The following is a 16,879-nucleotide window of genomic DNA, read 5'->3' as shown; positions in this document are numbered from 1 at the left end:
CTTACTGCAATACGCGAACCCTCACCCCCGCAGCTTCGCTGCGTCCCCTCTCCCTTAAGGGAGAGGGGGGTTAGGAGCCAGTCGTGGATCGACGTCAATGGGGTGAGGGGACTAATCAACCAATCAACCAATCAACAATTGACTAACTAATTAATCGATTATTCCCCTCTATAATCCCCGCATGCTCATTGCCGCCATCGCCGCTGGCCTGCTCTCGGCGCTGCTCGTCAACTATCTTGCCGACGTGCTGCCACTCCACCGCCGCCTGGCCCGGCCGGCCTGGTGGCCACTGACCCCTGAGTCCATCGGCGCATACATCCATGCCCCGCGCAAGTTTGTGGTGCACGTGGTCTTGTTGCTGGCCTGTGTATACATCTTCCAAAATCCCCCCGCGGATTTTTCGCCATATCTACTTACCGTGGTACTTGCGTACTTCGCGCTCGTCACTGTCATCGATATTGAGCATCGCCTGGTTCTGCACCCGGTCAGCCTCTTCGGCGCGCTGGCGCTCGGTGCCTTGGGCGCCTGGCGCCACGGCCTGCTGCCCACGCTGGCGGGTGGGGCGGCGGGCTTCCTGCTCATGCTCGGCCTATACTTCTCCGGCGAGCTCATTGGCCGCCTGTTGGCCCGCCTGCGCAAGCAAGCCTGGGAGGAGGTCGCCCTCGGTTTCGGCGATGTGAATTTGGCAGGCGTGATCGGCTTGCTGCTGGGCTGGCCGGCGATACTGCCGGGCCTGATGGCTGGCATCCTGCTGGCCGGTGCTTACAGCCTGGGGTTTGTCTTCGTCAGCTTGATGCGTGGGCGCTATTCGCTGTTTGCTTCGATCCCCTATGCGCCCTTCTTGTGTCTCGGCGCCGTGGCGCTGGTGCTGCTCGGCCTCTACCCTTAAGCTGCCGCGTCCAAAAACGCCAGCACGCGTTGCAGCACCTCTTCCGCGGCGAGCGCATCCGTGCTGATCTCGAAATCGGCATGCTCGCGCGCGTGCGCCAAGCGCCTGAGTTGCTCAGCGTAGTCGCGCTCCAGCCAGTTCAAGCCGCGTGCCACCGTATTGGGGTACTCCGTATGTAGATACAACAAAATATCCGGGGTGGGGGCTAATTGTTGCCACATGCGTGGCGCAAACGAATGTTCTTGGGCGATCTGATTGGCAGGGTAGCCTGCCGCCAACAAGCCGCGCACCAGGGTGGATTTGCCCGATTTGCAGGGCCCAACCACTCCAACGCGCGGCTTGGTACTCGACATGGCGCTATTCTACCCGGGCCACACCGGCAGGCGCACCTGCATGCGCCGCACAGCGTCATCCTGCAGAGTCGAGCGCACACCCACCACCAGAATGCTAATGTCGTCGCCGGGGCGGTTGTGCTCCAGCGTCAGCGCTTCGCTCATCAGCCCATCAGCGATCGCCTGCGGGCTTTCGCCCAGCGTGGCCATGCGATTGAACGCCGAGTGAATATCCATCGGTGTGCCGCTGCGCTCACCGGCAAAGGGCAAGCCATCGGTGAAGACCGCAACGCTCAGCCCGGCGCGGATCTCCAGCGCGGTGAGCACCGGGCGCGTTTCGCGCCGCAAGCCTACCGCGTCGCTGCGCTCGTCCAGGCTGGTGATCTCCCCATCTTGAAAGACCAGCACGGGCAACGGATTGTTGCGCGTTACCAGTAGCTTGCGTGTTTCCATTTCGATCGAAATGATGTTCAACGTGGATTGCACTTGCCCATTGCGATGGGTCAGCAAATAGTCCGAGGCCGCCCGCGCCGCCGCGCCATCACGCACACCCTCGGCCAGCAGGCTGATCACTTTGCGCACCACCATGGTGGAGATGAACTTGGCGCTCTTGCCTGAGCGCTGGCCATCCGCCAGCACCACGGAAAGCCCGCCACTGGGCCGTTCCACCACTTCCAGCGTGTCGCCACTTTCAGACATGGCGTATTTATTGGTCTTGGCTACACCGATGAGGATTTCCATTGCGGCGGGAATTGTAAATGAAACCACCACCGCGTGGAACCACGCGCCTAGCGTCTTGTCCAGTGGCTTGATTTCACCAGCCAGTTTGCGCCCTGCGGCCCAAACTATGCGATAAGCATCCTGAATTTGCTGCCAGAGCAGTGAACCCTTGGCCAAGACCGGGATCCCCAGCGGGATGTGGGGCCCCGCCCGCGGCCCCGGCTTCGCGCCAGGCCAGTAGCTGCACGCAGCAAGTTTCCGTACCTGCCACCGGGCCGCCGCCAACGTGCGCGGCATGCGGCAGGGCGTCCGTCAGGGCGCTGCCTGGCCAGCCGCGGCTGGCCAATCTTTTGCAGGCAAGGGGGTGAATACAAATCAGGCTACAAACGGCGTAGGCTGTTCGCCAGCTCCGGCGGCACGCTGTGGCGTGCTGCTGGCTGCGGCCACAGCGTCGCCTGCCCAGCCTGCCACACCAGAATCGCACTGAGGCGCGGCAGTTGCTTGCGCAGCGCGGCCGGATTGCGGTAGCCCAGTACGGCGTCCTCGGGCGCGGCCTGTGCGCTGAGTTGCCGCAGCGTCTGCAGGCTGGCGGCGATCTCCTCCACGGATACGGGGTATTCGCTGGCCAGCCACAGCAGATTGATCGCGCCGCTGGGCAGTTGGCGTGCCTTTTCGGCCACGATCTGCGCCAGTCGTGGCGCTTGCGCCTGCACGCGGCGCACCTCGATGTGGAATTCGGTGTGGCCCTTGAACCGTACGCTAAAGTCGGGGCCGCGTGTTTTGCGCGCCGCAAAACGCTCGTACTCCACGGCAAAGCTCGGCTGTGCGCTCAACGTGGCCGCTAGCTCCAGCTCGGCGCGCAGGTCCTCGCGGCTGCCGGGGTGCTGAGCGTTATGCACCTTGGCGCGAATTTTGTTGCGGTACTCATAGGCAAACGTGTAGAAGCGCCGCGAACTGCGCAACCAGCCCTCAAATTCGTTGCGCAAGCTGCTGGGCTGGCCGCCGAATATGTCTTCGAGCAAGTTTTGGATAGCGCTCATCGCCGCTCACACAGCAGCAGCAGCACCTCGGATCCGGGCAACGCTACACGCTGTTCGCGCACCACGAAGCCTGCTGCGGCAATCGCCGCAGCCCAGCGCTCGTCCCAGGCCGGCGCTTCGCCGGTGATGCGGAACAGCCAGGCCGCGGCGCGCTCTAGCATACTGCCCCCGGTGATCCAGGCCACGGGCAACAAGACCAGGCGCCCACCCGCAGGCAGCACGCGCCGCGCCTCGCTCAGGCTCTGCGCGCTGAAGACATACTCGGTGGGAAAGGTGGCCACAACGCTGTCAAAAGCCCCAGCGCGGAAGGGCAGCCAGCGCCCATCGGCGCGTACCAACAGGGGCGCATTGCCCGCGGCGGCCAGCCGCCGGGCTGCCAGGTGGCCCATCTGGGCGCTAAGGTCAAGCCCCACTGGCGTATAGCCCGCCTTGCGCATAACCACCTGGAGGTGGCCGGGGCCCTGGCCCAGCTCCAGCACGCGTTGGCCGCGCAGGGCGCTCAGGCTGCTGGCCACCCAGCTACGCCAGCGGCCCAGCGAAACCAGCCAGGCCACCGCATCATAGCTCCACGCCAACGGCTGGTAGAGCAGATAGAAGAATAAGCGCAGCAGCGCGTGCATCGCTCGCTTAGAGCTGTGGCAGGATCCAGGCGGCCAGGCTGAAGTAGATGATCAGCCCGGTGGCATCGATCAAGGTCGACATAAACGGCCCGGAGATGATCGTAGGGTCGATGCCCATCTTATCGGCCAGCATGGGGATCATTGCCGCCACGGAGTTGGCCCAGATGCAGATAATCGCAATCGTCAATGCGACGGTGATGGCCAGATGCCAATCCACCCCCCACAATAGGGCGCGCCCAAAGCCCACCAGCCCCAGGAGCACGCCCAGGGCGATGCCGGTGCGGAACTCCTTCCACAGCACCCACAGCATTTCGTTGCGCTTTACTTCGCCGAGCGCCATGCCGCGAATGATCGTGGCCACGGTTTGTGAGCCGGCGTTACCGCCGGTGCCGATCAGTAGGGGCACAAAGAAGGCCAGCGAGACCACCGTTTTGATCTCCTCATCGTAGTGGCGCATCACCGTGCCGGTCAGCGTCTCGGCCACAAACAGCGTCAGCAGCCAGGTAAAGCGTGAGCGCACCACCTGCGAAATCTTTTGTGACCAATAGGGCACGTCCAGCAAAGGGCCAGGCTCAACACCACCCAATTGCAGAATGTCTTCACCCGCTTCCTCTTTCAGCACGTCGATCACATCGTCAAAGGTGATCACGCCCAGCATGTGGCCATTGTCATCCACCACCGGGATGGCTGAGAGGTTGTTGTTGCTCATCAGGCGCGCCACTTCCTCCTGATGGGTGCCGGCCGTGACGTAGATCACATCCGGGTCCATCAGGTCTTCCACCAGCTTGTCGGGCAGCGCCACCACCAGCTCGCGCATGCCCATTACGCCGCACAGCCGCCGCTCGCGGTCGATGACGAAGACGTAATACGGTACCTCATGATCCGGGTGGATCTCACGCAGGAACTCGATCGCCTGGGCGGCACGCGTATGCCGGCGCATGGCGATGTATTCGGTGGTCATGCGGCCACCGGCGGTTTCATCCGGGTAGGCCAGCAGGGGGATCACATCATCGGGATCCTCCATCTGTTGCAGCGCTTCATTGGCTTGCTCGGGCGGCAGGTCACCCAGGATGTCTGCCACCTGGTCCGGCTGCATCTCATCCAAAATTTCGGAGAGCGTTTCGGCGGTGAGATGCTCGGCCGCGTCCACCGCCTGCGCATCGCTCAGACGGTTAAACAGTTCCGCCACCTCTTCAGGGGGCAGCAAGCGTACGAATTCTTCCTGGCGTTCTTCGGGGAGCTGGTTATACACCTCGACCTGATCGCCGAGGTTGAGGCCCTTAAACACATCGAGTGCCTCGGTTATTCGGTCCTCTCGTAAGAATTCCTGGATGCGCTCCAGTTCGAGTTCGAAATCCGGCACTCGGTCGTTCATAGCAACCTCACTACACGTTAAGATTTAATGCCCCAAGACTTGCACCTCGATCCCTTGTTTGCGCAGCCAATCGATGGCAGCTTCAATGATGGCTGCCGTTCCGGCGAGCTGCACTTCGATCCAGCCATCGCTGGAATTTGTCTCCGCATGCATGATGTTCACAGTGAGCCCGTTGAAGTTGCGAATCAAGTGAGTCACAACCGGCGTGTTCACCGCGGCAGGCGGATAGATAAGGCGCACGACTTGTTCAGTCATTGGTACCCCGCATTTTACACCCTTCAGTTGTCAATGTGCACAAGTTGGCCCTGCGCTTTTTCGGCCAATTGGCCGCAGCCCGCCTGAATATCGATGCCGCGGCGCACGCGCACGGTGCACGAGATCCCGCCTTCTTCGAGGATGCGCTTGAACTCGGCCACGCTCTCGCGGGTGGAGCGCTTGCCGCCGTAGCCCTTGGTGGGGTTGAGCGGGATCACGTTCACGTGGCATAGCAAGCCCTGCAGCAGGTTGGCCAGCTTGCGCGCTTGCTCCGGCGTGTCGTTGACCCCGCTGATCAACGCCCACTCGAAGGTGATGCGCCGCCCGCTGCTGGCCACATAGTCGCGGCACGCCTCGATCAAGTCTTTGATCGGGTAGCGATTGTTGATCGGCAGCATGCTGGCGCGCAGCGCGTCATCGGCGGCATGCAGTGAGATCGCCAGGCCCATTTGGTGGCGCTCTTGGGTGTAGCGCCGGATGGCCGGGATGAGCCCCACGGTGGAGATGGTGAAGTGGCGGTTGCCGAGGCCGAAGCCCTTGGGATCGTTGAGGCGCGCGATCGCTCCCATCACCGCGTTGTAGTTGTGAAAGGGCTCGCCCATGCCCATCAGCACCACATTGGTGACGTGCTCACCATCCTGCTTGAGCTGGCGCGCAAAGTACAGCACCTGCTCCACGATTTGGCCGCTGCTCAGATTGCTGCGGAAGCCCATCTGTCCGGTGGCGCAGAACACGCAGCCCATCGCACAGCCAGCCTGGCTGCTGATGCACAGCGTGCGGCGCCCCTGGCTACCATCCCGATCGTCGTAGCGCATCAGCACGGTTTCGATGGCGTTGTTATCGGGCAACTTGAACAGCGTCTTGTGGGTTTGCTTGTCGCTGGAGTGCTGCGTGAGAATCGCCTTGAGGCTGGCGAAGCTAAAGTGCTCGGCCAGTTGGGCGCGCAGCTCTTTGGGCAGGTTGGTGAACTCTTCAGGCCGTGCCCACAGCTGCTTGTAGAGCCCATCCCAAATTTGCGCGGCGCGGTACGCCGGTTGGCCGAAGCCGCGCAACTGCTCGGCCAGCTCGGCCTGGCTGAAATCGTAAATGAGGGGGTGTGGGTGCATAGCTTTACTAGGGTACTGTGTTTACGGCAAAGCTGCCAGCAATGTGGCCAGGTCGGCGGCGATGTGATCCGGCGCGGGCTGCCAGGCCTGCGCCTCGGCGGCGGTGGTGATGCCGCTCAGCACCAGGCCGGTGCGGCAGCCGGCCGCTTGCGCGCCGGCGATATCGGTATCCACGCGGTCGCCGATCATCATCGTTTCAGCCGGGCTGACGCCCAGGGCATCCATGGCCGCCATGAAGCCCGCGGTGCCGGGCTTGCCGATGATGGTAGGCTGCACGCCGCTGGCGGCTTGGATCGCCGCCAGGATGCTGCCCGCGCCTGGTACCGGGCCATCCGGCGAGGGTAGTGTGCGGTCGGGGTTGGTGCCGATGAATGCAGCACCCTTGGCGATCTGCAGCGTGGCGCTGCGCAGCTTGTCATAGCTGAGCTGGCGATCAAGCCCAGCCACCACGGCTACACAATCGTGATCCGCCAGGGTGAAGCCGCGCGCCAGCATAGCTTGCTGCAGTCCTTCTTCGCCGATGACGAAGACGTTGCCACCTTGGGGGAACTGTTGCTGCAGATAGTGGGCCGAAGCATTGGCCGAGGTGTGGATCTGCCTGGCGTCTACTTCCGCACCGAATTTACGGAACTTTTCCTGGTATTGCTCCACTGTGAGGGTGGAGTTGTTGGTCACGAAGGCGGCTTGCAGCCCCTTGGCGGCAATCGCCGCCAGGTTGTCGGGCACGCTGCCGATCGGCTGCGTGCCGCGCCACAGCACGCCATCCATATCCAAGAGTAGAGCTTTGAGTGCAGTCATGGTGCAGCATTATAAGCTGCAGGATTGTATTGCGAGCGGCACGTAGGGGGTATGACGAAGCAATGACAGAGGGGTGCTGTGTTTTCTGCAAGCCTCGGCATTCCGAGCGAGCGTAGCGAGAGAGGAATCCTTTAGGGCACGCAAAGTCACGCTGTCTAGCAATGCTCGCTTCATCGCTTACTACAGATTGCTTCGTCCGTTTCCAGTGCTGGCGCACTGGAATACTCCTCGCAATGACAGTGAGGTAATGTGTAAGTTTTTAGCATGCCAGGCAATGAGGTATTGCAGTACCTTGCAGATGAAGTGCAAACGTTGATGGAATAAAGACATCATGTCATTGCGAGGAGTATTTGAGGAGCACGAAGTGCTCCTCAAAACGGACGAAGCAATCTGTACTAGTCCTAAGCCTAATGAGCACAAGATTGCTTCGTCCGTTTCCAGTGCTGGCGCACTGGAATACTCCTCTCAATGACAGAGGTGATGTGCTTGCAGTAAGCCCCGCCATTCCTTGGCTAAAACTAATGACTGTGCTTAAAAAACAAGAGCCGAGGCTATGCCTCGGCTCTTATGTGTCGCTGGTTGCGAACGCTTACTTCTTCTTCTCGTTGAGCTGCTTCAACTCGCGCGGCTCCAGTACCTGATCCACCAGGCCGTAGTCCACGGCTTCCTTGGCGGTCATGTAGGTGTCGCGGTCGGTGTCCTTCTCGATCTCCGCCAAAGTGCGGCCGGTGCGCTCCACCAGGATCTCGTTGAGGCGGGCACGCTGGCGCAGAATTTCCTTGGCCTGGATCTCGATGTCGCTGGCCTGGCCGCCGCCGCCTTGCTGCCACGGCTGGTGCATGTGGATGGTGGCGTTGGGCAGTGCATAGCGGTGACCCTTGGCGCCAGCGGTCAGCAAGATCGTGCCGAACGAGGCGGTGAAGCCCACGGCCACCGTGCTGATCTGGTTGGGGATCATTTGCATGGTGTCGTAGATGCCCATGCCCGCGTAGATCGAACCACCGGGGGAGGAGATATACATCTGGATCGGCGCATCCGGATCCTCATTACTGAGGTAGATGAGCTGGGCCACGGCCAGGTTGGCGGTCTGGTCGTCGATCGGCGTGCTCACCAGGATGATGCGGTTCTTGAGCAGCAGCGAGTAGATGTCAAAGGCACGCTCGCCGCGCCCCGTGGATTCGATCACCATCGGGATGACAGCTTGCGGGCTAAACCCGGCCGCGCCGGGGGCGGTATTGAGCTTATTCATTGTCACTTTCCTTTCCTGTGTCTTTGGCCGCCGCTTGGCTGGCCTCGGGGGCCGCTTCGGCCGCAGGCGCTTCGCCTGCAGGCGCCTCGGCGGCGTCTTCCATACTGACGCTGGCCGCCGCCGATTCTTTACGGTGCTCGTCACCCTTGCCCTGGGCAATCGCGCCCAGGCGGGCGAGGGTGCGGCGAATGATCTCTTCGCTCATCGTGCGGCTTACCAAGCCCTGCACGTTGTCACGGTCTTGCAGGAACTTGCGCATATCCTGCGCCGAGACCATTTGTTGCAACTGGCCCAGACGGCGCTGCACGATCTCCTGCATTTCATTTTCAGGGATCTCGATCGTCTCTTTGCGCGAGGCTTCCATGATCACCAGTGATTTCTTCAGGCGCTCTTCCACCACCGGCTCTACCTCTTTTTCCAGGTCGTCCATGCTCATCTGGCGACTCTTGAGGTAGGTGTCCATATCCAGGCCCCGCGCGTTCAAATCCGGCACCATGTCTTCGATGTAATGGTGCACTTCGTGGTGCAGCATCTGCGGCGGGTACTTGATCGTGCTCTCGGCGATCATCTGCGTGACGATCTTGTCTTCGTATGCCTCACGCGCTTCCTGGTTCATGTTCTCGGTGAGCTGGCGCACAATCTCGGCGCGCAGATCGTCCATGGTTTTGTAATCGCCCATGCTCTGAGCCAGCGAATCATCCAGCGCCGGTAGCTCGCGCGCCTTGACCTCTTCCAGCTTCACTTTGAATTCGGCCGTCTCGCCGCGCAGGTCCTCAAATTCAGAGTCCGCCGCGAAGGTGTGCGTGAAGCTCTTGTCTTCTCCGGCGCTCAGGCCGATCAAGGCCCGCGAGAAGCCCGGGAAGGGCCATTCGTTGTTGCCATCCACGTCTTCTTTTTCGATCACCACCGGGTAGCGGCGCTCGGGCAGCAAATCCGCCTCGCCATCCTTGGGTTGCTGGCGTACGGCGCTGAGCAGGATGTAGCCGATATCGCCTTCCTGCGCCGGGCGCTCCGCCGGGGTCAGCGTGGCGTTCTGCTCGCGCAGATTGGTAAAGACTTTTTGGATGTCTTCTTCGCTCGGCTGGCGTTCTTCAAACGGCAGGCGGATCTTGTCATAGTCGCCCAGGGTGACTTCGGGGGTCAGCGGCACGCGGAATTCATATACCGGCGGGTTCTGCTCCTCGTCGATCTTTTCCAGCGTGCCGGGGCCGTAGGGTTTTACGCCGGTCTCTTCGATGAGTTGGGGATATACATCACCCAACATGATGTCGATGGCTTCATCTTTGATGGCGGCTTCGCCAACTTGCTTTTCCACCACGTTGTAGGGCGCTTTGCCGGGGCGAAACCCGGGGATCTTGATCTGCTTGGCGATCTTACGCGCCGCTTTTTGCTTGGCGTTGGCCATCACCTCGGGCTCGATCTCGACCGAGAGCAGCAGTTGATGGTCCTCTGACGTGGATTGACTATTGATCTTCAAGAGTACGCTTCCTTAACGAATTTAGAACGAACGGGCGGGATTATAGCATGCGGCGCCTGGCGGCGACCATCAGAGGAGTGTAAGAAGGGGCGGCGGCCGCGGGTGACCAATATGTTAAACCGAGGGGCTAGATTTCTGCGCCAGCCTGAGCTAGCATGCGGCCATGCCTGAGATTAGTTTGCTTACTGCGGCGCGTTGGGCGCACGTTCTGGCTGGCGCGGCCTGGCTGGGTGAAGTCATCGTCATCGTTTTTGTGCTGGTGCCCGCGGCGCTCAAGATGGAGCTGGCCGCCCGGCTGGAATTCATCGGCCGCGTCTTTCCGCGCATTTTTCAACTCGCTTCGGTGCTGGCCTTCATCACCTTAGTGGCCGGCGCCACGCTCAACTACCAGCTCACCGGCTGGCGCAATTTGGGCGCCTACTTCAGCTCGCCACGCGGCGTATTCATCGCCCTGGGTGGTGGCTTGGGATTGCTGCTGGCGTTGTTTCACTTTTTTGTTGAGCATCGTATCGAGCCGGGGGTAAAGGGCATGGCCGCCGAGGTCACCCCGCGCGAGGCGGAGCGCATCGTTAAGGTGTTGCGCATCCTGCCGCGGGTGGGGCTCAGCGTTATGCTGGTGATCTTCGTATCCATGATGATCGGCGCACGCGGCTTTTAAACGCTATAGTAGTTGGGAGTGCCGTAACCGCAGGAGGTTACCCATGGCCGAATCTCCCAAAACTGTCAGTGAGTACATTCGCACCTTTCCGCCTGCCACCCAGCAATTACTGCAAGCCATCCGCAGCACCATTCAGGACGCCGTGCCGGAGGCACAGGAGGCGATCAGCTATCGCATCGCTGCCTTCACCGTGGGGGGCAAGTATCTGATGTATTTTGCCGGCCACAGCAAGCATGTGGCCGTGTATCCCATCCCGCCGTTGCCGGCCAGCACCCAAAAGCAGATCGAACCGTACCAAGCCTCCAAGGGCACGCTGCGCTTCGCGCTGGATAAGCCCTTGCCGCTGGCCTTGATCCGCAAGCTTGCCCTGGCGCACCGCAAGAGAATTAAAGAAACCGCAAAGAAGTAAGCGGCCACTAGCCAGCCTATTGCGCGCGCGGTTCACGGCGCGCTGATTTGTAATGAGGAGTCGATTGATGAAAATTGCCATGATTGGTCTTGGCCGCATGGGCGGCAACATGAGCCGCCGCTTGCTACAGGCGGGGCACCAGGTGGTGGGCTACAACCTGGACGATGCGGCCACGCGCCAATTGCAGCAAGAGGCTGGGTTGCTGGCGGCCTTCTCGCTGGCGGAGGCGGTGGCGCAACTCGACGCGCCGCGCACCGTGTGGCTGATGTTGCCCGCCGGTGAGGCCACCGAAAGCACGCTGGAAGCGCTGCTGGGCTTGCTCAGCCCCGGCGATGTAGTCGTGGATGGTGGCAACGCCAACTTTCGTGACAGTATGCGCCGCGCCGCTCGCCTGGCCGAGCACGGCATTGACATGCTGGATGTGGGTGTGAGCGGCGGCGTGTGGGGGCTGGAGAATGGCTACGGCCTGATGGTGGGCGGCGCGGCCGCCGCCGCCGAGCGCCTGGCGCCGCTGTTTGCCGCGCTGGCGCCCGAGCCGCAGCGCGGCTGGGGGCGCGTGGGGCCGAGCGGTGCGGGCCATTACGTCAAGATGGTGCACAACGGCATCGAATACGCGCTGATGCAGGCCTATGCCGAAGGCTTTGAGCTGCTGGCCACCAAAGAAGAATTCGCGCTGGACCTGCACCAGGTGGCTGAGATGTGGCGGTATGGCACCGTGATCCGCTCCTGGTTGCTGGATCTGGCAGCGCGTGCCCTCGAATCTGACGCCAAGCTCACCGATATTGCTGGCTACGTACAAGATTCTGGCGAGGGGCGCTGGACGGTGTTCGAGGCGATCAATCAAGATGTGCCCGCCCCGACGATCACGCTGGCGCTGATGCAGCGCTTTGCCAGCCGCCAGCCGGAGAGCTTTGCCAACAAGCTCATCGCCGCACTGCGCAACCAGTTCGGCGGGCACGCCGTCAAGAAGGCCGAATGAGCGCGACACGCAGTAACGGCCGCAGCGATCGCAGCCGCCAGCCGGCGGCGCTGGTGATCTTCGGCATCACTGGCGATCTGGCGCACCGCAAGCTGGTGCCGGCGCTGTACCAGTTGGTGCTGGCCGGGCAACTGCCCGCGGATACCTACATCCTCGGGGTGGGCCGCCGCGAATGGAGCGACGAGACCTTGCGCAGCGAGATGGGCAAGGCCGTGGCCGAGTTCGCCCGCAGCCAGCCGCTGGATGCGGGCGCGCTGGCCGACCTGCAGGCGCGAATGCACTACGTCTACGCAGATTTTGCCGAGAAGCCCGGCTATGGCCGCTTGCAAGCCAAGTTGGATGAGCTGGGCGCGCAAAACCGCTTGTATTACCTGGCCACCCCGCCCAATGTCTACGAGACGATCATCTCCAACCTGGGCGCGGCGGGCTTGGCTCAGCACGAAGCGGGCTGGACGCGTATCATCGTCGAGAAGCCTTACGGGCACGATTTGGCTTCGGCGCAAGAGCTCGAAGCGATGATCCACACCGTCTTCGACGAAGAGCAGATCTATCGTATCGATCATTACCTGGGCAAAGAAACCGTGCAGAACATTTTGTTCTTCCGCTTTGCCAATGGCATTTTTGAACCGTTGTGGAATCGGCGCTACGTCAATTGTGTACAGATCACCGTGGCCGAGACCATCGGCGTGGATGGGCGCGCCGCCTATTTCGATAGTGCCGGCGTGATCCGCGACATCGTGCAGAACCACGCGCTGCAATTGCTCACCCTCACCGCCATGGAGGCCCCGGTGGCCTTCAACGCCGATGCGGTGCGCGATGAGAAGGTAAAGGTGCTGCGCGCCTTGCGCCCGCTCACCGGGGAGGAGGCGCTGCACAACACCTTGCGTGCCCAGTATGCCGCCGGCCAGCAGGACGGCCAGGCAGTGGATGCGTATCTGGAGCACGAAGGCGTGGCCAAGCACTCGCAGACCGAAACTTTTTTGGCGATGCGCGTGGCCATCGATAACTGGCGTTGGGCTGGCGTGCCGTTCTTCATCCGCTCCGGCAAGCATTTGGCGCAACGGGTGACCGAGATCGCCATCCAGTATCGCCAGGTGCCGCTGGCCTTGTTCGGCGCCCACAACATGGCCGGCGATGCGCCCAACCGGCTGGTGCTCAACCTCCAGCCAGACGAAGGCATCACGCTGACCTTTGGCGCCAAAGTACCCGGGCCGGAGAACACGTTGAAATCGGTGAAGATGGATTTCTCCTACGCGGAGGCGTTTGGCAGCAGCACCCCTGAGGCCTACGAGCGCCTGCTGCTCGATTGCCTGCATGGCGATGCGACCTTGTTCACGCGCAGCGATGAAGTGCTGGAAGCATGGAAATTTGTGGATGGGGTTTTGCAGGCCTGGCAGAGCCAGCCGGCGCGCAAGCTGCCGCAGTATGCACCGGGCAGTTGGGGGCCCAAGGAGCACCACAAATTCATCGAAGCGCACGGCCACGCCTGGCGCGAGATGCTCACCCCGCCGGGCTGATGCTACGCCAGGCCCAGCGCCTGCAAGAAGTTCAGCGTGATGCGGGCCGTAATGCCCCACAATACTTCGCGGTCATATTCAGTGAAGTACACCACCTGCACAGCCGCGCCGTTGGGGGCGCTGCGGGCGCGCTCCTCGCGGTGGGCCGGGTCGGCCAGCCAGGCCAGCGGGATGGTGAAGATGCGCTGCACCTCGCCGGGCTGCGGCTGCAGCGCCAGCGGCCAGGGGATCAGGCCCACCACCGGCGTCACGCGGTAGCTACTGATCGTAATAAAGTCTTCTAAATTCCCTAACAATTGCACTTGTTCAGGCCGCAGGCCGATCTCTTCGTGCGCCTCGCGCAAGGCGGCCTGCACAGCATTGTTCTCGTGCGCTTCCCAGCGGCCGCCGGGGAAGGCCACCTGGCCGCTGTGCATATCACCAGCGTGCACGGCGCGCAAGATATAAAGCAGGTGCCATTCATCCGCGTGGCGCAGCAGCGGCAGCAGCACCGCCGCCGGGCGCGGGTCGGCCACCGGGTAGCCTTCGTTGGCGACCCCGATGGCCGGGTCGGCCTGGCGGGCGGCCAGGCGCGCCTGGATCTGGGTGATGCTTAGATCGGCCGGGTTCACGCCGCCTCGTTGTGCCAGATGCTGTCACAGTAGCGGCACAGCTGTGCCTGGCCGCCGCGCGCCGCCAGCGCCTCCAGGCTGCCGTGGGCGCCGCAGTACGGGCACAGGCTGCCGGGAGCCGGGGTGCTGGGCGCCTGGGCGGTCTGCTGGAGTGCCGTATCCAGCCAGGTGCGCAGGGCGGCGCTTTCGGATGCGCTGGCGCTGGCATCCAGCTCGTTAAGGTAGCGCGCAGCGGCGTGGCGCAACTCGGCGGCGCGTTGCTGGCTGGTCAGCAATTCCAGGCCGCGTTGCGCATAGCCAAGCGAGGAAGTGCTGTCTTCGCCGAGCAGGTAGGCATGCGCGGCTTGCAGGAACAGCATCGGCGCCGGATACCAGATGTCGTGATCGAGGGCGCGGCTGGCCATATCGGCAAAGATGCGCCCGGCGTTGGCGTGTGCGCCCACGGCCAGCAAGTGGTTGGCGCGGCGCAGCTCTTTTTGCAGGCGCGGGTTCAGAGCGCGGCCGGGCAGCAGCGGGCCGCGCGGGCGTTGCTGCTTGAACTTTTGCAGGCGCTCGGCCAGTGGGCGGCGCGCATAGCGAAAACGGCGGCGCGGCGAATTTGCCATCAGCCCGGCTCCTGGGGGGCGGCCAGCTTGCGCGCAAAGATCAGGAAGCCGGTGTGCGCCACCATGTTGTCGACGGGGCGCAGGCGGCCGGGGATCGCTTTGTAGTAGCGGTGCAGCAATTCGGATACCTCGACGAAGCCAAAGGCGTGTTGCTCCAGCGCCGCCAGTAGCAGGTTAACTTGATTGGTAGTAGGCAGGATGCAGCCCAGGAAGCCGCCCGGCCGCAGGGCGGCGCGCACCTGTAGCAAATAATCCTCAGGGTTGGGCAGATCGAGGAAGGCGGCAGGCAGCTGGCGCTCGGCAAACCCGCCGCTGATATCCGCCAGGTGCAGGCTGGTGCGTTCCAGCAGGCCGAGGCGCGCCAGGTTCCGTTGCGCCATGGCCTGCGCTTCGGGGCGGCGCTCATAGCTGTACACATGCCCGCTGGGGCCTACCGCATGGGCCAGCGCCACGGTCAGCGCGCCGGAGCCAGTGCCGGCTTCGAGCACTTCGGTGCCCGGGCCGATGCCAAGGTTGAGCAGAATGTAGCCAATATCTTTGGGATAGATCACCTGGCTGGCGCGTTCCATCTCGCGCAGCAGATCGTCCAACGCTGGTTGCAACAGGGTGAACACCACGCCGCGGTGCGTCTGTACCTGCGTGCCCCATTCGCGGCCGATGAGCGCTTCATGGGCGATCACGCCGTGCATGCTCTGCACGCGCTCGCCTGGCGCCAGGCGCACGGTGAGCGCGTGGCCGCGCGGCCCTAATAGATGGGCCAGCTCGCCCGCCTGAGCGTATGAGGAGGCGGGGCTACTCACCGGGCTGCACCACAAAGATCCAGTGGCCGGCGGCCAGGCTGAGCAGGCTGGCCAGCAGTGCCACGCCCAGGTACAGCGGGCCCAGCCGCAATAGCGTCCAGCCCAGTTGCTGGGCAAGCAGGTGGCCGCCCCAGAAGCCGCCCCAGGCTAAGCCCTGATAGAGCAGCAAGCGGCCTAAGCCGCCGCCGCGCCACAGGTGCATGGCGGCGGCGAACAGGGTGGCGAGGGTGGCGCCGAGGATAAAAGCAGGAAAGGTCATTGAGCTATGGTTGCGCCGCGCCGGGCGGCGTGCAGGCAGTTTACTGCACTTGCAGCAAATCAGTGGGCTGCGCGATGCCGGCGCTGTGCTGGATGATACCGCCGCCCAACACTTCGCCATGGCGATAGACCACGGCGGCTTGGCCGGGAGTGATGTCGCGCTGCGGCTCGGCGAAGAGGATCTCAGCGCGGCCATCGGCCAGCGGGCGCACGGTGGCGGCGGCCTTGCGCGCGCTGTAGCGGATCTTCACTTCGGCGGCGAATTCGGATTGCGGTGCCTGGCCGCTGAGCCAGTGCATCGTGTGCGTGTGCAGCTCGTTGCCGCCGAGCTCGACGGCCGTGCCCACTACCAGGCGGTTGTTGGCACTGTCTTTGGCCAGCACATACAGCGGCTGCGCGGCAGGGATGCCGAGACCTTTGCGCTGGCCGATGGTGTAGTTGGCCAGGCCCGTGTGTTGCGCCAGCACTTCGCCGGCGCGGTTCACGATCGGGCCGGGTTGGGCCAGTTCGGGCTGGTGGCGCTGCAAGAATTGGCGATAGTCTTGCCCGGCCAGGAAGCACAGATCCATACTTTCTTTGGAGGTGGCCGCGGGCAGCTTCAACTCTGCGGCAATGGCACGCACTTCGGGCTTGGTCAGCTCACCCAGCGGGAACAGGGCGTGTTGCAACTTGGCCTGGTTGAGCACATGCAGCACGTAGGATTGATCCTTGTGCGCATCGGCGGCTTCGAACAGGCGCACCGGTTCGCCGGGCTGGCGGTGCAGGCGCACATAGTGCCCGGTGGCCATGTAATCGGCGCCCAGGGCCAGGGCGCGCTGCAGCAAATACTCCCAGCGGATCTCGCGGTTGCAGGCCAGGCAGGGGTTGGGCGTGCCGCCGGCGGCGTAACCTTCCAGAAAATTCTGCACCACGATCTCGCGGAAGCTTTCCTGTGCATTGATCGCATAGAAGGGGATGTTGAGCTGGCCGGCCACACGCCGCGCCACGCTCATCGCTGCCGGGGTGCAGCAACGATTGCTCGCCTCGCGCCCGGGTTCGCTCCACAGGCGCAGCATCATACCGGTGACCTCGTAGCCCTGTTGTTGCAACTGGGCCGCCGCCACCGAGCTATCCACGCCGCCGCTCATGGCGACAACGACTTTACCTTTGCTCATGCAACCACCATCCGCCACAGTTGAACG

At 62.9% G+C, this 16,879-nt stretch carries 20 protein-coding genes; 5 read left to right on the top strand and 15 right to left on the bottom strand.

All coding sequences use genetic code 11. The features are described from left to right. Positions 1–181: 181 nt before the first annotated feature. Positions 182–889 carry a prepilin peptidase gene (locus KF821_01285; GenBank protein MBX3004443.1) on the top strand — a complete coding sequence of 236 codons (708 nt, stop codon included), beginning with the start codon at positions 182–184 and terminating at the stop codon, positions 887–889. Here KF821_01285 and KF821_01280 read toward each other — a convergent pair. From KF821_01280 to tig, 10 genes are all read right to left on the bottom strand, one after another. Then, on the bottom strand, positions 886–1,242 hold the full coding sequence (locus KF821_01280; protein MBX3004442.1) for a hypothetical protein: 357 nt from the start codon (positions 1,240–1,242) through the stop codon (positions 886–888). The genes KF821_01285 and KF821_01280 overlap by 4 nt on opposite strands. Before the next feature lie 9 nt (positions 1,243–1,251). After that, positions 1,252–1,962, bottom strand: coding sequence for a SpoIIE family protein phosphatase (locus tag KF821_01275; protein ID MBX3004441.1), 711 nt, complete (start codon positions 1,960–1,962; stop codon positions 1,252–1,254). A gap of 359 nt (positions 1,963–2,321) precedes the next feature. Beyond that, entirely contained in the window at positions 2,322–2,981 is a 660-nt protein-coding gene (locus tag KF821_01270) for a hypothetical protein (GenBank protein ID MBX3004440.1), read from the bottom strand. Continuing rightward, positions 2,978–3,601, bottom strand: coding sequence for a class I SAM-dependent methyltransferase (locus KF821_01265; GenBank protein MBX3004439.1), 624 nt, complete (start codon positions 3,599–3,601; stop codon positions 2,978–2,980). The genes KF821_01270 and KF821_01265 overlap by 4 nt, the downstream gene beginning before the upstream one ends. 7 nt (positions 3,602–3,608) lie before the next feature. Then, the gene (gene mgtE, locus KF821_01260) at positions 3,609–4,976 is read right to left on the bottom strand and encodes a magnesium transporter (GenBank protein ID MBX3004438.1); all 1,368 of its coding nucleotides are present in this window, start codon (positions 4,974–4,976) and stop codon (positions 3,609–3,611) included. A 24-nt stretch (positions 4,977–5,000) separates the two neighbouring features. Next, positions 5,001–5,231 carry an NIL domain-containing protein gene (locus KF821_01255; GenBank protein ID MBX3004437.1) on the bottom strand — a complete coding sequence of 77 codons (231 nt, stop codon included), beginning with the start codon at positions 5,229–5,231 and terminating at the stop codon, positions 5,001–5,003. A 23-nt stretch (positions 5,232–5,254) separates the two neighbouring features. Further along, positions 5,255–6,337, bottom strand: a complete 1,083-nt coding sequence (rlmN, locus tag KF821_01250) for a 23S rRNA (adenine(2503)-C(2))-methyltransferase RlmN (GenBank protein ID MBX3004436.1) — start codon at positions 6,335–6,337, stop codon at positions 5,255–5,257. A 21-nt stretch (positions 6,338–6,358) separates the two neighbouring features. Then, positions 6,359–7,135: an HAD-IIA family hydrolase gene (locus tag KF821_01245; protein MBX3004435.1), complete on the bottom strand. Its 777-nt coding sequence runs from the start codon at positions 7,133–7,135 to the stop codon at positions 6,359–6,361. 589 nt (positions 7,136–7,724) lie between these two features. Further along, on the bottom strand, positions 7,725–8,384 hold the full coding sequence (locus KF821_01240) for an ATP-dependent Clp protease proteolytic subunit (protein ID MBX3004434.1): 660 nt from the start codon (positions 8,382–8,384) through the stop codon (positions 7,725–7,727). Further along, positions 8,377–9,861 (bottom strand): trigger factor, encoded by a 1,485-nt coding sequence (tig, locus tag KF821_01235; GenBank protein MBX3004433.1) that lies wholly within the window; start codon positions 9,859–9,861, stop codon positions 8,377–8,379. The genes KF821_01240 and tig overlap by 8 nt, the downstream gene beginning before the upstream one ends. A 163-nt stretch (positions 9,862–10,024) precedes the next feature. Here tig and KF821_01230 point away from each other — a divergent pair, with 163 nt between their 5' ends. From KF821_01230 to zwf, 4 genes are all read left to right on the top strand, one after another. Then, positions 10,025–10,519: a hypothetical protein gene (locus tag KF821_01230; GenBank protein MBX3004432.1), complete on the top strand. Its 495-nt coding sequence runs from the start codon at positions 10,025–10,027 to the stop codon at positions 10,517–10,519. A 43-nt stretch (positions 10,520–10,562) separates the two neighbouring features. Beyond that, complete coding sequence (locus KF821_01225) at positions 10,563–10,928, top strand: DUF1801 domain-containing protein (protein ID MBX3004431.1); 366 nt, start codon at positions 10,563–10,565, stop codon at positions 10,926–10,928. A gap of 67 nt (positions 10,929–10,995) precedes the next feature. Further along, positions 10,996–11,907, top strand: coding sequence for a decarboxylating 6-phosphogluconate dehydrogenase (gnd, locus tag KF821_01220; protein MBX3004430.1), 912 nt, complete (start codon positions 10,996–10,998; stop codon positions 11,905–11,907). Continuing rightward, positions 11,904–13,424, top strand: a complete 1,521-nt coding sequence (gene zwf / locus KF821_01215) for a glucose-6-phosphate dehydrogenase (protein ID MBX3004429.1) — start codon at positions 11,904–11,906, stop codon at positions 13,422–13,424. The genes gnd and zwf overlap by 4 nt, the downstream gene beginning before the upstream one ends. 2 nt (positions 13,425–13,426) lie before the next feature. On the opposite strand, the gene KF821_01210 is transcribed toward zwf, so the two are convergent. Genes KF821_01210 through mnmA form a run of 5 tightly spaced genes read right to left on the bottom strand, consistent with a single transcriptional unit; the run spans position 13,427 to position 16,852 of the window. Further along, positions 13,427–14,035, bottom strand: a complete 609-nt coding sequence (locus KF821_01210; GenBank protein ID MBX3004428.1) for a CoA pyrophosphatase — start codon at positions 14,033–14,035, stop codon at positions 13,427–13,429. Further along, a complete protein-coding gene (locus tag KF821_01205; GenBank protein ID MBX3004427.1) occupies positions 14,032–14,640 on the bottom strand; it encodes a hypothetical protein in 609 nt (202 codons plus the stop codon). Before KF821_01205 ends, KF821_01210 begins: the two co-directional genes overlap by 4 nt. Beyond that, positions 14,640–15,440 (bottom strand): tRNA (adenine-N1)-methyltransferase, encoded by an 801-nt coding sequence (locus KF821_01200; GenBank protein MBX3004426.1) that lies wholly within the window; start codon positions 15,438–15,440, stop codon positions 14,640–14,642. The genes KF821_01205 and KF821_01200 overlap by 1 nt, the downstream gene beginning before the upstream one ends. Continuing rightward, on the bottom strand, positions 15,433–15,699 hold the full coding sequence (locus tag KF821_01195) for a hypothetical protein (protein MBX3004425.1): 267 nt from the start codon (positions 15,697–15,699) through the stop codon (positions 15,433–15,435). The genes KF821_01200 and KF821_01195 overlap by 8 nt, the downstream gene beginning before the upstream one ends. A gap of 40 nt (positions 15,700–15,739) precedes the next feature. Then, positions 15,740–16,852 (bottom strand): tRNA 2-thiouridine(34) synthase MnmA, encoded by a 1,113-nt coding sequence (gene mnmA, locus KF821_01190; protein ID MBX3004424.1) that lies wholly within the window; start codon positions 16,850–16,852, stop codon positions 15,740–15,742. Positions 16,853–16,879 lie beyond the last annotated feature (27 nt).

It is taken from the genome of Anaerolineales bacterium (genome assembly GCA_019637755.1).
In the GTDB taxonomy this organism is placed as follows: domain Bacteria; phylum Chloroflexota; class Anaerolineae; order Anaerolineales; family UBA11579; genus JAMCZK01.
This window is presented reverse-complemented; position numbering and strand designations above follow the sequence as displayed.